The 17399-nt window shown below is 67.6% G+C and carries 14 protein-coding genes and 1 pseudogene; 6 read left to right on the forward strand and 9 right to left on the reverse strand.

Annotated elements, in window-relative coordinates:
• Positions 1–6: 6 nt before the first annotated feature.
• From pta to E5679_RS02940, 5 genes and pseudogenes are all read right to left on the reverse strand, one after another.
• A complete protein-coding gene (pta, locus tag E5679_RS02925; protein ID WP_138413596.1) occupies positions 7–2157 on the reverse strand; it encodes a phosphate acetyltransferase in 2151 nt (716 codons plus the stop codon).
• Positions 2154–3695: pseudogene (locus E5679_RS02930) on the reverse strand (phosphoketolase family protein); the annotation flags it as partial. The gene pta and the pseudogene E5679_RS02930, both read right to left, overlap by 4 nt.
• The gene (ppsA, locus tag E5679_RS02935; protein ID WP_420821039.1) at positions 3614–5479 is read right to left on the reverse strand and encodes a phosphoenolpyruvate synthase; all 1866 of its coding nucleotides are present in this window, start codon (positions 5477–5479) and stop codon (positions 3614–3616) included. The gene ppsA and the pseudogene E5679_RS02930, both read right to left, overlap by 82 nt.
• 83 nt (positions 5480–5562) lie before the next feature.
• The gene (locus E5679_RS21410; RefSeq protein ID WP_275092538.1) at positions 5563–5688 is read right to left on the reverse strand and encodes a hypothetical protein; all 126 of its coding nucleotides are present in this window, start codon (positions 5686–5688) and stop codon (positions 5563–5565) included.
• Between the two features lie 92 nt (positions 5689–5780).
• Positions 5781–6836, reverse strand: coding sequence for a zinc-binding dehydrogenase (locus E5679_RS02940; RefSeq protein ID WP_138413598.1), 1056 nt, complete (start codon positions 6834–6836; stop codon positions 5781–5783).
• Between the two features lie 111 nt (positions 6837–6947).
• On the opposite strand from E5679_RS02940, the gene holA reads away from it, so the two are divergent.
• Positions 6948–7985 (forward strand): DNA polymerase III subunit delta, encoded by a 1038-nt coding sequence (gene holA, locus E5679_RS02945; protein WP_138413599.1) that lies wholly within the window; start codon positions 6948–6950, stop codon positions 7983–7985.
• An 86-nt stretch (positions 7986–8071) separates the two neighbouring features.
• Here the strand turns inward: holA and rpsT are convergent, their stop codons facing one another.
• The gene (rpsT, locus tag E5679_RS02950; RefSeq protein ID WP_138413600.1) at positions 8072–8332 is read right to left on the reverse strand and encodes a 30S ribosomal protein S20; all 261 of its coding nucleotides are present in this window, start codon (positions 8330–8332) and stop codon (positions 8072–8074) included.
• A gap of 286 nt (positions 8333–8618) precedes the next feature.
• Between rpsT and lepA the strand changes: the two genes are divergently transcribed.
• Positions 8619–10472, forward strand: a complete 1854-nt coding sequence (gene lepA, locus E5679_RS02955; protein WP_138413601.1) for a translation elongation factor 4 — start codon at positions 8619–8621, stop codon at positions 10470–10472.
• A gap of 65 nt (positions 10473–10537) precedes the next feature.
• Positions 10538–11776 (forward strand): radical SAM family heme chaperone HemW, encoded by a 1239-nt coding sequence (gene hemW, locus E5679_RS02960; protein ID WP_138413602.1) that lies wholly within the window; start codon positions 10538–10540, stop codon positions 11774–11776.
• 34 nt (positions 11777–11810) lie between these two features.
• Here the strand turns inward: hemW and E5679_RS02965 are convergent, their stop codons facing one another.
• Positions 11811–12215, reverse strand: a complete 405-nt coding sequence (locus tag E5679_RS02965; RefSeq protein WP_249335918.1) for a DUF4870 domain-containing protein — start codon at positions 12213–12215, stop codon at positions 11811–11813.
• Positions 12216–12266: 51 nt separating this feature from the next.
• Complete coding sequence (locus tag E5679_RS02970; RefSeq protein ID WP_138413604.1) at positions 12267–13109, reverse strand: DUF3097 family protein; 843 nt, start codon at positions 13107–13109, stop codon at positions 12267–12269.
• 232 nt (positions 13110–13341) lie between these two features.
• Between E5679_RS02970 and hrcA the strand changes: the two genes are divergently transcribed.
• From hrcA to E5679_RS02985, 3 genes are read left to right on the forward strand one after another with little or no spacing between them, the layout of a single operon-like run.
• Positions 13342–14355 carry a heat-inducible transcriptional repressor HrcA gene (hrcA, locus tag E5679_RS02975; RefSeq protein WP_138413605.1) on the forward strand — a complete coding sequence of 338 codons (1014 nt, stop codon included), beginning with the start codon at positions 13342–13344 and terminating at the stop codon, positions 14353–14355.
• A 13-nt stretch (positions 14356–14368) separates the two neighbouring features.
• Positions 14369–15499 carry a molecular chaperone DnaJ gene (gene dnaJ, locus E5679_RS02980; RefSeq protein ID WP_138413606.1) on the forward strand — a complete coding sequence of 377 codons (1131 nt, stop codon included), beginning with the start codon at positions 14369–14371 and terminating at the stop codon, positions 15497–15499.
• Complete coding sequence (locus E5679_RS02985) at positions 15500–16276, forward strand: 16S rRNA (uracil(1498)-N(3))-methyltransferase (RefSeq protein WP_138413607.1); 777 nt, start codon at positions 15500–15502, stop codon at positions 16274–16276.
• A gap of 28 nt (positions 16277–16304) precedes the next feature.
• Here the strand turns inward: E5679_RS02985 and E5679_RS02990 are convergent, their stop codons facing one another.
• Positions 16305–17249: a GerMN domain-containing protein gene (locus tag E5679_RS02990; RefSeq protein WP_138413608.1), complete on the reverse strand. Its 945-nt coding sequence runs from the start codon at positions 17247–17249 to the stop codon at positions 16305–16307.
• Positions 17250–17399: the final 150 nt, after the last annotated feature.

A 17399-nucleotide genomic window follows, 5' to 3' on the forward strand; every position in this document is an offset into this window, starting at 1 on the left:
GGCCTCCTAACCTGCCTGAGCCTGCAGCGTCTGAGCGTGGACTGCCTGGGCCTGCACGGCCGTGATCGCGACGGTGTTCACGATGTCCTCGACGGTGCACCCCCGCGAGAGATCGTTGACGGGCTTGCGGAGTCCCTGAAGAACGGGACCGACAGCCACTGCCCCCGCCGACTGCTGCACCGCCTTGTAGGTGTTGTTGCCGGTATTCAGATCGGGGAAGATGAACACGGTCGCCTGGCCCGCCACGTTCGAGCCCGGGAGCTTGGTCGCGGCGATCGAGGCGTCGACGGCGGCGTCGTACTGGATGGGGCCCTCGACGGCGAGGTCGGGGCGCCGCTCGCGGACGAGCTCGGTGGCACGACGCACCTTGTCGACCGTCGCCCCGCTGCCCGAGGCGCCCGTCGAATAGCTGAGCATTGCCACTCTTGGCAGGACGCCGAACTGGGCGGCCGTTTCGGCCGAGGCGATCGCGATGTCGGCCAGCTGCTCGGCGTCGGGCTCGGGATTGACGGCGCAGTCGCCGTAGACGAGCACGCGATCCGGCAGCAGCATGAAGAACACGGACGAGACGACCTTTACCCCGGGGCTCGTCTTGACGAATTCGAGCGCGGGCCTGATCGTATGTGCGGTCGTGTGCGCGGCGCCCGACACCATTCCGTCCACGAGGCCGAGCTGGACCATCATGGTCCCGAAGTAGCTCACATCCAGCATCGCCTCAAGGGCCCTCGGGAGGTCCACGCCACGGTGGGCCCTCAATCGAGCGTACTCGTGGGCGAAACGCTCGCGCAGGTCGCTTGTCGCGGGGTTGAGGATCGGCATCCCCGACAGCGATATGCCGTTGGAGCCCGCGATCTCCCGCACTTGGCCGTCATCGCCGAGGATCGTCAGATCGCAGACGTCACGCCGGTGGAGGATCTCGGCGGCTCGCAGGATTCTCACATCGGTTCCTTCGGGAAGGACGATGTGCCGGCGGTCCACACGTGCTCGTCCGACGAGCTCGTGGAGGAAGCGGAGGGGCGTCATGGTCTCGGGCCGCGGGAGGTTGAGGCGCTCGAGGATCTCGGCGTCATCGACCCTCTTCGACCATGCCCCGAGCGCGGAGGCGACCTTCCGCCGCTGGCCTGACCAGATCTCGCTCCTGACCTCCGAGACGCTCCGGGCCGCGTGGTAGGTGTCTTCCGGGTACGCGAAGATGGGGAACGGCGCGGGCGCGAGGAGCGGGAGGATGTGCTCGTCGGGGGATAGCCCACCCGTGAGGATCATGGCCGAGGGAACGGGGAATTCGGGCGAGAACGTGGAGGCGAGCGCTCCCACCATGATGTCCGCCCGGTCACCCGGGACAATCACGAGGTCACCCGTCTCGAGGACGCCGATGAAGTTCGCCACGCTCATGGCGGCAACTTTGACGTCACGCACTTCTCGTTCCATGTCCGCGCGACCCGCGATCTGACGGAGCGCGAGGAGGGAAGAGACCTCGCCCGTCGTCGGCCGTGAAATCTCCTCGATCTCGGGGATGACGTACACGGGACGGTGGGAGACCCCGGGCCGGATCGCGGCGGAGATCTCGTCGAGGTGCTGCGGGGCGGCGCGATTCACCATCATCATCAGGAGGCTGCAATGCGCGGCTTGGAGTTCCTTCCGCGCGACGTCGACCGCGTCGGCGATTTCCTCCGGGGTCCGATCGCGTCCGCTCACGACGGCGACCATCGGGCACCCGAGGTCGTTCGCGAGACGCGCGTTGAGCGCGAATTCGACGGCGGAGTCCTGGCCCACGAGGTCGGTGCCTTCGACGACGACGACGTCGCATTGGGCCGCTATCTCCGAGAAGACGTCGACGGTGCGCGCCCCGATTTCCTCGCGCTTCCCTTCCGCGAGGTACTTCCGGACTTCCCTTGCGGTGAGGCCCCCTCGGCAGACGGCGGGGTCGAGGTTATAGCGCGAGCGGATCAGCGCGACCATAGGATCCGCGTCCGGAGTCGTGCCCGCCACAACCGGCTTGAAGAACCCGATGCGATCCGTGTGGCTGTGGAGCGCCTCGGCGAGGCCGAGGGCCACGAGCGACTTCCCGGAGCCAGGGGTTGTGGCGCTGACGTAGATTCCTCGGGAGGTGCGCGTGCCGAGGCCCTCGGGCCGCTGCGCCGAGCCGCCACTGCTCATCGGCTGTCGTCTCCCGTGTCCGTGAACGCCGCGTTCGCGCCCGAGGCAGATGAGGGGTCCCAAGCCCATCCCGCAACGTCCGGGTGGTCCTCTCCGTGCTCACGGGTGTACTCGCGGGCGCGCAGCCGCGCGTCCTGCATCTCCTGACGCACGGTGCCGTATCGCTCCGTCAGCCCAGGCACCCGGTCGATGACGTCCATGACGAGGCGGTAGCGGTCGATGTCGTTCATCATCACCATGTCGAAGGGAGTCGTGGTGGTGCCCTCCTCCTTGTAGCCCCGTACATGGAGGTGCGGGTGGCCGTGGCGCCGGTAGGCGAGACGGTGGATGAGCCACGGGTAGCCGTGATAAGCGAAGATCACAGGAGCCTCGCGAGTGAAGATCGCGTCATACTCGCTGTCCGAGAGCCCGTGCGGGTGCTCGCCTTCGCTCTGCAGCCGCATGAGATCGACGACGTTGACGACGCGCACCTTGAGGTCCGGTATGCGCTTGCGCAGGATGGACGCAGCGGCCAGGACCTCGAGCGTCGGAACGTCGCCGGCGGCAGCGAGCACCACGTCAGGCTCCTCTCCGGGCATCTCCGTGCCAGCCCATTCGAAGATCCCGAGCCCGCGTGTGCAGTGCGCGACGGCTTCATCGATGGTGAGCCAGTTGAACCCGGGCTGCTTGCCTGCGACGACCACGTTCACGTAGTCCACAGAACGGAGGCAATGGTCGTAGGTGGACAGGAGCGTGTTCGCGTCGAACGGCAGGTACACGCGCACGACGTCGGCCTTCTTGTTGACCACATGGTCGATGAAGCCGGGGTCCTGATGGGAGTTCCCGTTGTGGTCTTGGCGCCACACGTGGGAGCTGAGAAGGTAGTTCAGCGATGACACAGGCCGACGCCATGGAATGCGCTTCGCTGACTCAAGCCATTTGGCGTGCTGGTTGAACATCGAGTCGACGATGTGGATGAAGGCCTCGTACGAGGTGAAGACGCCGTGCCGACCGGTCAGCAGGTAGCCCTCGAGCCAGCCCTGGCACTGGTGCTCGCTCAGCACCTCCATGACCCGACCCGCCGTAGCGAGATGATTGTCCTCGTCGATCGGCAGGTACTCGCCGTTCCATTGCTTGTCCGTCACCTCGTACACGGCCTGCAGACGGTTCGAGGCTGTCTCATCCGGACCGAAGAGGCGGAACGTCTCAGGATTCCGGTGCATGACGTCGCGGAGCCACCGCCCGAGGACCTCCGTCGCCTGACTCGTCGACCCGCCGGGCGACGGGACCTCGACCGCGTAGTCCCGGAAGTCCGGCAAGGAAAGCTCCTGCCGGAGCAGCCCTCCGTTCGCGACGGGGTTCGCGCTCATCCGGCGCTCGCCCTCCGGCGCGAGGGCCGTCACCGCAGCCAAGGGGGAGCCGCCGTCGTCGAACAGCTCCTCGGGGCGGTACGAACGCAGCCACCCCTCGAGAATTCTCAGGTGCTCCTCCGAGTCGCGTGCCTGGGCGAGCGGGACTTGATGGGCGCGCCAATTGCCCTCGGCGGCGCGCCCCGGAACCCCAGCATGGGGTTCTCCTCCGGCTCCTCGAACGCCGTGCCGCCCAGGAGGTTGGCGTACTCGTTGGTCTTGAAGTCGCTCAGCCGGACGATGGCGGGCTCTGGGTAGAACGGGCTCGCGATCTTGGCAATGCCCCTCGCGAGGCGGTCCACAAAGTAGTCTGCGGGGTCCGCGTAGCCGCGGGTGAGGTTTCGGATTGCGTCCGTGTGCTCGTCGTTCGCGATCCGGTCCGGGTGGACGAGCGCCATGGGATGGACCCGGATGAGGTTCGAGATGATGAACTCCATCCTCGCCAAACCCACGCCGGCCGCCGGAAGCTTCCACCAGCGGAAGGCCCCCGAGGGATCGGCGAGGTTCACCATGAGGCGGGTCCGAGTCGTGGGGAGGGCGCCGACGTCGGCCTCCTCCACGACGAACGGAACCAGGCCGCCGAGGACGAGGCCCTCGGCGCCCTCGGCGCAGGCCACGGTCACCGGGTTTCCCTCTGCAATGACGCTGGTTCCGTGCACGGTGCCGACGACGGCCGGAACCCCAAGCTCTCGGCTCACGATGGCGGCGTGGCTGGTCGGACCGCCGTGGTCCGTCACGATTCCAGCTGCGCGCCTCATGACGGGAACCCAGTCCGGGTCCGTCACGGTGGTCACGAGCACGCAGCCGTCGCGGAAGGCGCCGATGTCCTTGACGTCTCTGATGACACAGGCTTCGCCCGAGGCGATCTGATCGCCGACCGCAGCCCCCCGGGCGAGGACGGGGCCCGAACCCGTCAGACGGTGCATGCGCAGCACCGAGGCGCTCTGCGCCGATCGCACCGTTTCGGGCCGCGCCTGGACCAGGAACAGCTCTCCGGTGACGCCGTCCTTCGCCCATTCCATGTCCATGGGCCTGCCGTAGTGCTCCTGCACCGCGATCGCCCATCGAGCGAGACGGAGGATCTCGTCGTCATCGAGGACAAAGGCCTCCCTCTCCGAGGTCGAGGTTTCCAGCAGCAGGGTGCCGGACCCGCTGCGCGCGAAGACGAGTTTCGACTCCTTCGTCCCCAGCGTCTTTCCGATGATCGGCCGCGCGCTCGGGTCCGCGAGAAGGGGAGAGAACACCTCGTACTTGTCGGGCTCCACGCTCCCTTGCACCACGGTCTCCCCGAGGCCCCACGCGGCGCTGATCACGACCGCCCGCGGGAAGCCCGATTCCGTGTCGAGAGAGAACATGACGCCAGACCCGGCACGATCTGAGCGGACCATCCGCTGGACGCCGATCGAGAGGGAGACTCCCATGTGATCGATGTCGTGCAGTTCTCGATAGGTGATCGCACGGTCCGTGAAGAGGGAGGCGTAGCAGCGGCGACAGGCTTCCAGCAGTTCGCGCTCTCCGACGACGTTGAGGAAGGTCTCCTGAGCGCCGGCAAAGCTAGCTTCGGGGAGATCCTCCGCGGTCGCGCTGCTGCGCACCGCGACCGCGATCGGCGCTCCTGCTCCCGAAGCCGCCACCCGGGCGAGGAGCTCGCGGTACGCGGCACGAATGGCGTCCGCGCAGGGTGTTGGAAACTCTGCCGTGAGGATGAGTTCGCGGATCGCGGCGCCGGTGTCCCGGAGGCTGGACCGCCCCGATCGGTACTCCGCGAGCAGCAAGGCCATGGCCTCGCGGATTCCGTTCGCCTCGAGGTATTGGCGGTAGGCGAACGCGGTGGTCGCAAAGCCCTCTGGAACCGCAACTCCGGATGCTGCCAAGGCGCATGTGAGCTCCCCGAGCGAGGCGTTCTTGCCTCCCACGTCCGGCAGGTCCTTCATGCCGATGTCGCCGAAGCGGAGCACCAGAGCCGAATGATTCGGCTCTGGCGCGCCTGGGCGCTGTCCCTCGTCTGCGGGCGCGGTCATCTCTCACTCCGTGGAGTGCAGGCCATGGCCGCGTCGATGCATGCTCCGAGCGCCGCCCGCTGGGTCTCACCCATGTCAGGGGCTGCAGGATCGACGACGAGGGCCTCGCGGGACGGGGACATGGAACGCTCCTTTGGACACAGACGAGGGCGGCTGCCTCGTCCCTCGTGGTCGACTTTCGAAGCCATGGTGAGATCCCCCGGGCGAGCGTCTTCTACCGGCCCGCGATGACCACCTTCAGCGCGTGCTCGGTCGCGGCGTTGGCGAACGTGTCGTACGCCTCCATGATCTCGCCGAAGCCGAACCGGTGGGTCACGAATTTGCCGGGGTCGATCTCACCGGCGCTGATCTTTGCCAGCAGCTCAGGTGCGGTGGTGGCGTTGACGAGTCCCGTCGTGATGGTGATGTTGTTGATCCAGTCCCGGTCGATGGGAAACTCGACCGGCTTTCCGTGGACGCCGACGTTGGCGACCCGGCCGCCTGGGCGGATCGAGTCGAGGGCGGAGCGGAAGGTTGCGGGGATACCGACCGCTTCGATCGCAACGTCGACACCTAGACCGTCGCGGCTGAGCCTCTTCAGCTCTGCGGCGACGTCCACGCCCTCGCGGACGGTCACGGTGTCCGTCGCCCCGAACTTCGCGGCCTGCTCGAGGCGGTATTCGTTGCCGTCGACGGCCACCACCTTCGTGGCCCCAGCAGGGCCCGCGGTCATGATGGCCGCCAGGCCGACGGGGCCGGCCCCGACGACAGCAACCGTGTCGCCGGTCTTCACCGCGCCGTAGAGCACGCCGATCTCGTATCCGGTGGGGAGGATGTCGCTGAGCATTGCACCTTGCTCTGCGGTCACGCCTTCCGGAAGCGGGATGAGCCCGTTGTCCGCGAACGGCACCCGGACGTATTCGGCCTGGGTTCCGTCGATGAGATGTCCGAAGATCCAGCCGATCCCTCCGAGCGTCCGGCAATGCGAGGTCAGGCCAGCCGTGCAGAAGTCGCATTGCATGCACTTGCTGATGCAGGAGACGATCACGCGGTCTCCGACCTTTGCCTTCCTGCAGTCAGCGCCGACCTCGACGACAACTCCTACACCCTCGTGACCGAGGATGCGGCCGGAGGTGACGGCTGGGACGTCCCCTTTGAGGATGTGGAGGTCGGTTCCGCAGATTGTCGTCGTGTCCATCCGGACGATAGCGTCCGTCGGGTCCGCGATGACGGGATCGGGGACATCCTCCCAAGCCTTCTGACCGGGGCCGTGGTAGACGAGCGCTTTCATGTGGCCCTCCTCTCGTGGCGAGGCTCACGCTACGCTTCCGGATGCGGCGCCTGAAGGTCCAAAGGTCCTAGGTGGCTTGGTGGGCGGTGCAGCACATGGCAAGGTGGATCCGTGAGTCAATCGTCGGGGCGTCAGCCCAAGGCAGGACGCGGCAGCGCCCCAGCACATCTCGTCGACTTCCGTCAGGCGGCTCCCGCGCCCGTCGTCCTTATCTCGGGTCCTGAGGACTACCTTGCGACGCGGGCGCTCGACTCCATCCGGCGTCAGGCCCGTGCCGCTGATCCTGGCCTCGAAGTCACTCGCCTCGATGCTCAGTCCTACACCTCCGGAGAGCTCCTGCTCGTTGCCTCGCCCTCGTTGTTCGGCGAGCGGAAGCTCATCGAGGTGCATGGGCTCGAATCGATGAATGAGGACTTCCTAGCGGACGCCCTCGCCTACCTCGCCACGCCGGAGCCGGACATCGTGCTCGTCCTCCGGCACGCCGGCGGCACCCGAGGCAAGAAGCTGCTCGACGCCGTCAAAGCGTCGGGTGCGCCCGTCGTCGACTGCCAGCCCCTCAAGAAGGATTCCGACAAGGCGGCCTTCGTTGCGGCGGAGTTCAAGGGTTCTGGCCGGCGGATCGACCGCGATGCGATCGATGCGCTCGTGGCGGCGGTAGGAAGCAGTCTCGCCGAGTTGGGCGCGGCCTGCAGCCAACTCCAGCTCGACGCAACCTCCACCGTGGACGCTGCCACGGTCGAGAAGTACTTCGGCGGGCGCGTCGAGGCGACGGCATTCAAGGTCGCGGACGCAGCCCTCGCAGGCAAGAGCGCCTTGGCCCTCTCGTCGTTCCGCCATGCCCTCGAGACAGGAGTCGATCCGGTGCCGATCGTTGCCGCCATCGCATCGAAGCTCCGCACCCTCGCGAAGGTTGCCGGGGAACAGGGCTCCGCCCAGGGCATCGCGCGGACGCTCGGAATGCAGCCGTGGCTCGTGGAACAGGCGCAGCGGGACATCCGGGGGTGGACCCCGGCGAGTCTTGCTGCGGCAATCCGTGCCGTGGCGGAGGCCGACGCGGAGGTGAAGGGTTTGGCGCGGGACCCGGGCTACGCCGTCGAGCGTGCCCTCACCGTTGTGAGCGCCTCAGCCCGGGCCCGCCAGCGGGTCTGAGACCAGCCAGCCTGAGGCGCCTGAAAACAGGAAAGGGGCCGGCATCCGTGACGGATGCCGGCCCCTCGTTCAGCCTGACGTGTGTGTCAGAGTGCGCTGACCTTCTTGGCGATGGCCGACTTGCGGTTCGCCGCCTGGTTCTTGTGGATGACGCCCTTGCTCACAGCCTTGTCGAGCTTCTTGCTCGCGCGAAGCAGCGCAGCGGCCGCAGCTTCCTTGTCGGAGGCGTCGACAGCGGTGTTGACCGAGCGGATGAGGGTCTTGAGCTCGGACTTCACAGCCATGTTGCGCTGGCGGGCCTTCTCGTTGGTGAGAATCCGCTTCTTCTGGGACTTGATGTTCGCCACGTGTGAACTTTCTTGTTTTCGCTGACAGGGTCTAGAGGGCTTTCAGGCCAGCCTCGACTGAGCGGCGTGGGGATGCCTATGGCAGCTGGCCTTCAGTGCCCGTCGACCTGCACGGACACACAGCATTCGATATTACCAGAACGGGCGGCCGCGCAGGCTTCCGCACCGGCTGGCGCGGCGCGTCCGGAGGATCTCCGCGCGAGCGGGATCCGTGGGAGACTTGGAAGTCAGCACTTGTCAGAATCGGCAACAGGATAGCCGCACACAGCAGTAGAGGACGTACAGGGTGTCTCCACAGGCCCGCACCGCTCCGGTGCCCGCCGCGACCGATCCATCGATCATCCGCAACTTCTGCATCATCGCGCACATCGATCATGGGAAGTCAACGCTGGCCGACCGCATGCTCCAGTTCACTGGCGTGGTGCAGCCGCGTGACATGAAGGCCCAGTACCTCGACCGCATGGACATCGAGCGCGAGCGCGGCATCACCATCAAGTCCCAAGCCGTCCGGATGCCCTGGGAAGTCGATGGCACCGCCTTCGCCCTCAACATGATCGACACCCCCGGGCACGTCGACTTCACGTACGAGGTCTCCCGCTCGCTGGCTGCGTGCGAGGGTGCTGTGCTCCTCGTGGACGCCGCGCAGGGCATCGAGGCCCAGACGCTCGCGAACCTCTACCTCGCCATGGAGAACGACCTCCACATCATTCCGGTCCTGAACAAGATCGACCTCCCCGCAGCTCAGCCGGAGAAGTACGCGGAAGAGCTTGCGAACCTCATCGGCGGCGACCCCAACGAGGTCCTCAAGGTCTCCGGGAAGACGGGCGTCGGCGTCGAGGGCCTGCTCGACCGCATCGTGAGGGACATCCCCGCGCCGGTGGGCAACGCGGAGGCTCCCGCGCGCGCCATGATCTTCGACTCCGTCTACGACACCTATCGTGGCGTCGTGACCTACGTCCGCGTGGTCGACGGCGCGCTCTCCCCGCGTGAGCGCATCCAGATGATGTCCACGAAGGCGAGCCACGAGCTCCTCGAGATCGGAGTGATCTCACCGGAGCCGATCCCGAGCAAGGGGCTCGGCGTCGGCGAGGTCGGCTACCTCATCACGGGTGTGAAGGACGTCCGGCAGTCCAAGGTTGGCGACACGGTGACGAACCTGTCCCGCCCGGCAGCCGAGTCCCTCGGGGGCTACGAGGACCCCAAGCCCATGGTCTTCTCGGGCCTCTATCCCTTGGACGGATCGGACTATCCCGATCTCCGCGATGCACTCGACAAGCTCAAGCTGAACGACGCGGCCCTCGTGTACGAGCCCGAGACGTCGGCTGCCCTCGGCTTCGGCTTCCGCGTCGGCTTCCTCGGTCTGCTGCACCTTGAGATCGTCCGCGAGCGACTCGAACGCGAATTCAATCTGGACCTCATCTCGACGGCTCCGAACGTGATCTACGAGGTTACGCTCGAGGACCGGTCGGTCGTCACGGTGACGAACCCGAGCGAATTCCCGACTGGCAAGGTCAAGGAGGTGCGCGAGCCCATGGTGTCGGCGACAATCCTCGCCCCCAACGAGTTCGTTGGCGCAATCATGGAGCTGTGCCAGGGCCGGCGTGGGCAGATGAAGGGAATGGACTACCTCTCGGAGGATCGCGTCGAGCTGCGCTACTGGATGCCTCTGGCGGAGATCGTTTTCGACTTCTTCGACCAGCTCAAGTCGAAGACCCGCGGGTACGCGTCGCTCGACTGGAAGGCCGACGGGGAGCAGGCCGCGGATCTCGTCAAGGTGGACATCCTGCTCCAAGGCGAGCAGGTCGATGCCTTCAGCGCGATCACGCACCGCGACAAGGCCTACTCCTATGGCGTGATGATGACGTCGAAGCTGCGCGAGCTCATCCCGCGTCAGCAGTTCGAGGTCCCAATCCAGGCGGCCATCGGTTCCCGCATCATCGCCCGCGAGAACATCCGGGCCATCCGCAAGGACGTGCTCGCCAAGTGCTACGGCGGCGATATCACCCGCAAGCGCAAGCTCTTGGAGAAGCAGAAAGAAGGCAAGAAGCGCATGAAGATGGTAGGCCGGGTCGAGGTGCCCCAGGAGGCCTTCATCGCGGCGCTGACCACCGACGAGTCGAAGGACAAGGCAAAGAAGTAGACGTGAGCGAATCTTGGGTGCCCGCCCTTGGGATGGCGGGTGCAGCGAAGGTGGCGGTGAAGTAGGTGCCCAGCGCTCTGCCCTTAGGAGATCCCGCACCGGCCGACGGCGTCCTGCCGCCCCAGGCGGCAATCGGCGCCGAGGCGCGGGGCTTCTCGCTTTACGCCCACATCCCGTTCTGCTCGGTGCGCTGCGGCTACTGCGACTTCAATACGTACACCGCGTCCGAGCTCGGCGGGGGAGCATCGCAGGCGGAGTATGCGGCGACCGCCGTGGAGGAGGTCCGCCTCGCGGCCCGGGCGCTTGACACCTCGGGCGTGCCCCGCCGTCGTCTCTCGACAGTCTTCTTCGGCGGCGGGACGCCTACGCTCCTGCCTTCCCAAGACCTCGCAGCCATCCTGCGCGCTGCCGTCGACGAGTGGGGCCTCGAACCAGCCGCCGAGGTGACCACCGAGGCGAATCCCGACTCTGTCACCCCGGAGTCGCTCAAGGTGCTGCGCGAGGCCGGCTTCACGCGCGTCTCCTTCGGCATGCAGTCAGCCGTCCCGCACGTCCTGCGTGTCCTGGACAGGACTCACACCCCTAGCCGCGTTCCCGAAGCGGTCCGCTGGGCGCGTGACGCGGGCCTCGACGTCAGTTTGGACCTCATCTACGGAACGCCCGGCGAGAGCATGGAGGACTGGCAGACCTCGCTCGACGCCGCGCTCGCGTGCGAGCCAGACCATGTCAGCGCCTACGCGCTCATCGTGGAGGATGGCACCAGGCTGGCCGCCCAGATCCGCCGCGGCCAGGTTCCGGAGGTTGACGACGACGACCACGCCGCCAAATACGAGGTAGCCGATTCGGTGCTCGCCGGCGCCGGCTTCCACTGGTACGAGGTCAGCAACTGGGCGCGCGGCGCGGCGGACGAGCCCCGCTTCGAGTGCAGGCACAATCTCGCGTACTGGAAGGGCGGCGATTGGTGGGGGATCGGGCCTGGCGCCCATTCCCACGTGGGTGGAGTGCGCTGGTGGAATGTGAAGCACCCGCGCGCCTACGCTGCCCGCCTTGCGGCGGGCGATTCACCTGCGGCGGGACGCGAGACGCTCGACGACGCGACTCGCCTCGAGGAGCGCATCATCCTCGAGCTTCGGCTTGCCTCGGGACTTCCCGTCGAGGTGCTCGACCCTGCAGGGCGCCGCGAGGTGGCCGCGCTCATCGCCGAGGGACTCGTGGACGGCCCTCAGGCCTTCAGAGGGCGACTCGTGCTCACGTCTGCCGGGCGGCTCCTCGCCGACGCCGTGGTGCGCCGGCTCATGCCCTGACGACTCATGCCCTGACGACGGCGAACCGCAGTAGCTACTTGATCCAGCGGAGGTTGTAGCGGTAGCGGAACGGCTGGCCGCGGTTGACCTCGATGCCGGCCGCGACGGACATCACAGCGAGCGCGACCCAGACGAGGGTTGCGAGGACGGCGAAGACGTTGCCGACCACCGGGATCAGCGAGAGCAGGTTCAACAGCAGGGCGGCGAGCGTGGGAGGAAGCGTGAAGTTGAGGGCCTCCTTGGACTCCTGCGCCGTGAACGGGCCTCGGTCCTTGAACGCGAGGTACACGAGCAGCGAAGGGATGCATCCGAGGATCCCTCCGAAGTGGGCAAGTGTCGCCCACTGGCGGTCTTCACTCGCCGTGAATTGCTCGCCGCCACCGACGTTCCCGAGCCATCCGGTGCGAGGCTCGCGATGATCCTGCCAGTTCTGGGACACAGCACTTCCTTGCATAGCTCGAGGACCGGGGTTCGACCTCAGAATACCCAATCAGGCCGTGAGGAAGTCGATGGCTTCCTCGACGCGGCCGAGCAGCGCAGGCTCAAGGTCTGCGTAGGTGCGCACTGCTCCGAGGAGCTTCTGCCATGCGAGGCCGGTGTCTTCGGGCGTGGCGTGGGGCCATCCGAACGCACGCAGGACGCCCGTTTTCCAGTCTGTTCCTCTGGGGACGCTGGGCCACGCCGGGATTCCGAGTGTCTGAGGGCGGATCGCCTGCCACACGTCCACATAGGGGTGGCCCACGATCAGGACGTTCCCGGCAGCACCCGGGACGGCAAGGGCCCGCTCGGCGATACGGCTCTCCTTCGACCCGTTCACGAGGTGGTCCACGAGGATGCCCAGGCGCCGCTGGGGTCCCGGCTGGAACTCTGCAACGGCAGCGGCGAGATCGTCCACCCCGTGGAGGGGCTCGACCACAATTCCCTCGAGGCGCAGGTCGTCCCCCCACACCTTCTCCACGAGCTCTGCGTCGTGTTTGCCCTCGACCCAGATGCGGCTGGCACGGGCCACTCGCGCTCGGGCGCCCTCCACGGCGACCGAGCCGGAGGCGGTGCGCTTCGGGCCAGTCGGGGACGGCCGCGGCGAGGGTGGCGTGAGACGTACGGGGCGGCCCTCGAGGAGGAAGCCGTACCCGAGCTCGAACGTCCTGGACTTCCCGCGGCGGTCCTCGAGGCTGAACACGTACATGCCGCCGGACTTCTCGACCCGCGTGACGGCGCCGACCCATCCGGTCTGCGTGTCCTCGAGAACCATGCCCAGCTCGATGGGCACGTCCGGCGGCATGGTCTTCTTCGGGGCGACGAGCTCGGCCGGCCCCCACTGCTCGTAGGACATTCGGTCCTGCCTCCTGCGGGATTTCCAAGCGGAACCCGCACCATGGCGGGCCCGCCCATGCTATTCCGCGCTGCGGCCAAGCCTCACGAGGGCCTGCGGCGTGTCCCCGGTACAGCCTCGTGGCGACCGGGGAGCATAATAGATCTAGCACTTGGAGATGGAGAGTGCTAAGCAAGTCTGCACAAGCCACGGCGCGGGCCACCGCGCCGGTGCTGTCTGCGGGGGAGGTGGAATGAACGAGCCGCGCAAACTCGAGGTGCTGCGGGCCATCGTCGAGGACTACGTCCACTACCGGGAGCCTGTCGGTTCGAAGGCCCTCGTGGAGCGGCATCGTCTGGGCGTTTCGAGCGCGACGATCCGCAACGACATGGCTGCACTCGAGGATGAAGGGCTGATCGCGGCGCCGCATACGAGCGCGGGACGTGTACCCACGGACAAGGGGTATCGCGTCTTCGTCGACCAGCTGGCCGCGGTGCGTCCGCTGTCGCCGGCCGAGAAGCAGGCGATCCAATCCCTCCTCGATGGGGCCGACGACCTCGACGACGTCCTCGAGCGCACCGTGCGCCTCCTTTCCCACCTGACGAATCAGGTCGCCGTCGTCCAATACCCCCAGCTGGGGCGTGCGCGCGTGCGCCACGTCGAGGCGGTGGGACTCGCTCCCCGTCAGGTCCTGCTGGTGCTCATCGCAGACAGCGGAACAGTCGAGCAGCGCGTCGTCACCGTGGGTGAGGACCTCGACCACGATCGGCTCTCGCTGCTGCGCCAGAGCTTCCTCGCCGCGACGTCAGGCAAGCCTGTGGCGCAGCTGGGCGCAAATCTGGCCGGCCTCATGGACTCGCTCCTGCCGGAGGACAGGGCCGTCGCTGCGGAGCTCGCCGCGGGACTCGCCGCCTTGGCGGCCTCGAGCCGAGAGGACCGGATCGTCACGGCAGGCACGGCGTACCTGGCACGGTCGAACAGCGACTTCCTCATGAGCATCTCGCCCGTGCTCGAGGCCCTCGAGGAACAGGTGGTGCTCCTGCGCCTCCTGTCCGAGATGGCTGCGGATGCTCGGGGCGTCGCCGTGGCCATCGGCCACGAGACCGCGGCCGATTCACTCTCCGAAACCTCGATCGTCGCGACGGGCTACGGGCGCGACGACGCCAAGATCGGGGTTCTGGGCCCCACGCGAATGGACTACTCGGCGAGCATGGCGGCGGTCCGCGCCGTCGCGCGGTACCTCTCGAAGATCCTCGCCGGAAGCTAAGAGAAAGAAGACAGTGAGCAGCCACTACGAAACCCTCGGCGTGTCTCCGGATGCGAGCGGCGAGGAGATCAAGAAGGCCTATCGGAAGCTGGCCCGCAAGCTTCATCCCGACGTCAATCCGGGTGAGGAGGCGTCCGAGCAGTTCAAGGCGGTCACGCACGCCTACGAGGTCCTCTCGGACCCGGAGAAGCGTCGGGTCTACGACATGACGGGCAACGAGAACGGAACCGACAACGGCTTCTCGGGCGCCTACAACGGTGCCGGCTTCGCGTTCCAGGACATCTTCGAGACGTTCTTCGGCGGCGGAGGCGGTCAGGCAGGTCCGGCGTCGCGGGTGCGCAGGGGCCAGGATGCCCTCATCGCGGTCCGCATCGAGCTGAAAGACGCTGTCTTCGGCGTCAACAAGAAGATCGAGGTGGACACGGCCGTGCTGTGCACGCGCTGCGAGGGCTCCTGCTGCGAGCCGGGGACCCACCCCGTGCGCTGCAGCGTGTGCGGTGGTTCCGGGCACGTGCAGCGGGCTGTGCGCTCGATCCTCGGCCAGGTCATGACCACGGCGACCTGCCCGACCTGCGGCGGCTTCGGCACCGAGATCCCCAGCCCCTGCAATGAATGCGGCGGCGAGGGACGAGTGCGCAGCCGCCGTTCGCTGACCGTCAAGATCCCGGCCGGCGTCTCGACGGGCACGCGGATCCAGCTCGCCGGCCAGGGCGAGGCGGGCACCGCGGGGGGTCCGACCGGTGACCTCTACGTCGAGATCCGCGTCGCCTCGCATGCGATGTTCACGCGGGACGGCGACAACCTGCATGCGACGTTGAGCGTCCCCATGACGGCCGCGGCGCTCGGCACTGACCTTACGTTCGAGACGTTCGACGGCGAGCAGACGATCACCCTCCGGCCCGGAACCCAATCCGGCGACGTGATCACGCTCCCGCATCTTGGCGTCGCGCGGCTGCGCGGAGCCGGCCGCGGGGATCTGCTCGTGCATATCAACGTCGAGGTCCCCACGAAGCTCGACGCCGAGCAGGAGGAGCTGCTCCGCCAGCTCGCGAAGCTCCGCGGGGAGCACGTCGCCGAGGGCAAGCTCGTCGGCACGGGTGGGGGAGTGTTCGCGAAGCTCCGCGACAAGTTCGGAAACCTCTGAGTGTCGAACCCGGTCTTCTTCGTCCCGCCCGGAAGCCTTGACGGCCTCGGACCCAAGTCCGTCGCCACCGTGAGCGGCGCAGAGGGACACCACGCCGCCACCGTCAAGAGGCTAGCCTCCGGGGAGCCCGTCGATCTCGTGGACGGCCAGGGCACGCGGGGCCGCGGCCGCGTCCAGCGTGCGGAAGGCGACGTGCTCGCCGTCGTCCTCGACTCGGTTGAGCGCGAGCCTCGGCCGCCCTACCGGCTCGTGCTCGTCCAGGCCCTCGCCAAGGGCGACCGCGACGAGTTGGCCGCCGAGGCCGCCACGGAACTCGGGGTCGACGGCATCATCCCCTGGCAGGCGGAACGATCCATCGTCCGTTGGAAGGGCGACCGCGCTGCGAAGTCGCTCGGCAAGTGGCGCACCGTGGTCGGGGCTGCCGCGAAGCAATCCCGCCGCGCGTGGCTCCCTGTGGTCGAAGAAGTGCACGACGGCGCTGCCCTCGCCGCACGGATGAACCGGGCGGCTCTGGCTGTGGTTCTCCATGAGGATGCGGAGGAACCACTCGGCGCGTTGCTGGACGCCTTCTCTGAGACTGCGCCTGACGGAGATGGCGAGGTGCTCTTCGTCGTCGGCCCTGAAGGCGGAATCTCGCCCGCCGAACTGGACCGCTTCGTGGTTGCCGGCGCACGGCTGGCGCTGCTTGCCCCCCACGTCCTTCGCTCATCGACCGCCGGGCCTGCGGCTCTCGCCATCGCGGGCGATCGTCTGGGACGCTGGCCGGCCAGGCCCTGACGGGGTCGCTGGCGGGAGGAGTCGCGCCTCAGGGCCCGACCGTGACGTCCTTGGAGTCCCAGGCCGAGGCGGACGCGTCGCCCGTGCCCGGGTCGCTCGGGAAGACGCGCAGCACGTACTTGCCCGCGGGCAGGTTGACGGAGAAGCGGAACTGGCCCTGGGTTGGCCCGGCCCCGGCGGCGTCGACGTGGCCGCTGGCGAGCGGCGCAGCCTTCTCGCCCTTGACCTCCGCGCGGGAAACCTGCCAGAACACCTGCTCGCCGGGCGTCGTCGTGCGCCCGTACACGGCCAGCTGACCGTGGGCAGAGGTGGTCCCGGCCTGAGGATCGATGATCCACATGGGCGCTACCATCGACGGGTCGCGCTGCATGAGCTGCCCGAGCTGGACGCGGTTGAACGCCAGCTGGTCGGTGCGCCCATCCACCAGGAGCATGACTTGGACCGGCTGCCCGGTGTCGATCACGCCCGCGCTGGCTGCCGCGGCGGTTGCCGTGTAGACCAGCTGCTGGACGGCGAGCTGCGCCGTCTGCTCGTCGACGCTGCTGTTGAAGGCGTCAGAGGAGACATCCACAGTGATGACGTTGCGCCCCGAGATCGACGCCGCGAGCTTCTTGGGCGCCTGCCACGGCGTGAAGAGGTTCTGATCGAGCGGCTTGACAGACATCATGAGGCGCAGGGCCTTGGCCACGGGGTTCTCGTTGCCGCTCGCGTCTCTGAACTCGCGGTAGAGGTAGACACCGTCTCGGGCCCTGCCGAGCCAATACACGGGCGACTTCGTCGAGGTCTGCGAGGTCTCGAGGGGCACGCTCGCGGTCGCTCCCTGCCCCGAGATTCCCGGTGAGGCTCCGGCAGCGATGGTGGGCTGCGGCTGCCCGCTCGCCGTGCAGCCCGAAAGGAACAGCATTCCGACGACGGCGACGACGCCGAGGGCGCGGAGCCTGAGCGGCTTCCGGCTCGGTCGTCTAGCGGTCATGGAGTCCTCCGTGCTGGTCGCAAGGGCATCGCGCAGATGCCCAGAAGGCAGGGGTGCGCGTGGCCCCCTGCCAGCGCCTCCCCGGACTGATCCAGCTTGACACAGCAGGTCGGCCTCAACGCCGGCCAGAGCATGTTCGTGGCCCAAGTG

Source organism: Sinomonas gamaensis, assembly GCF_005876955.1.
GTDB classification, from domain to species: domain Bacteria; phylum Actinomycetota; class Actinomycetes; order Actinomycetales; family Micrococcaceae; genus Sinomonas; species Sinomonas gamaensis.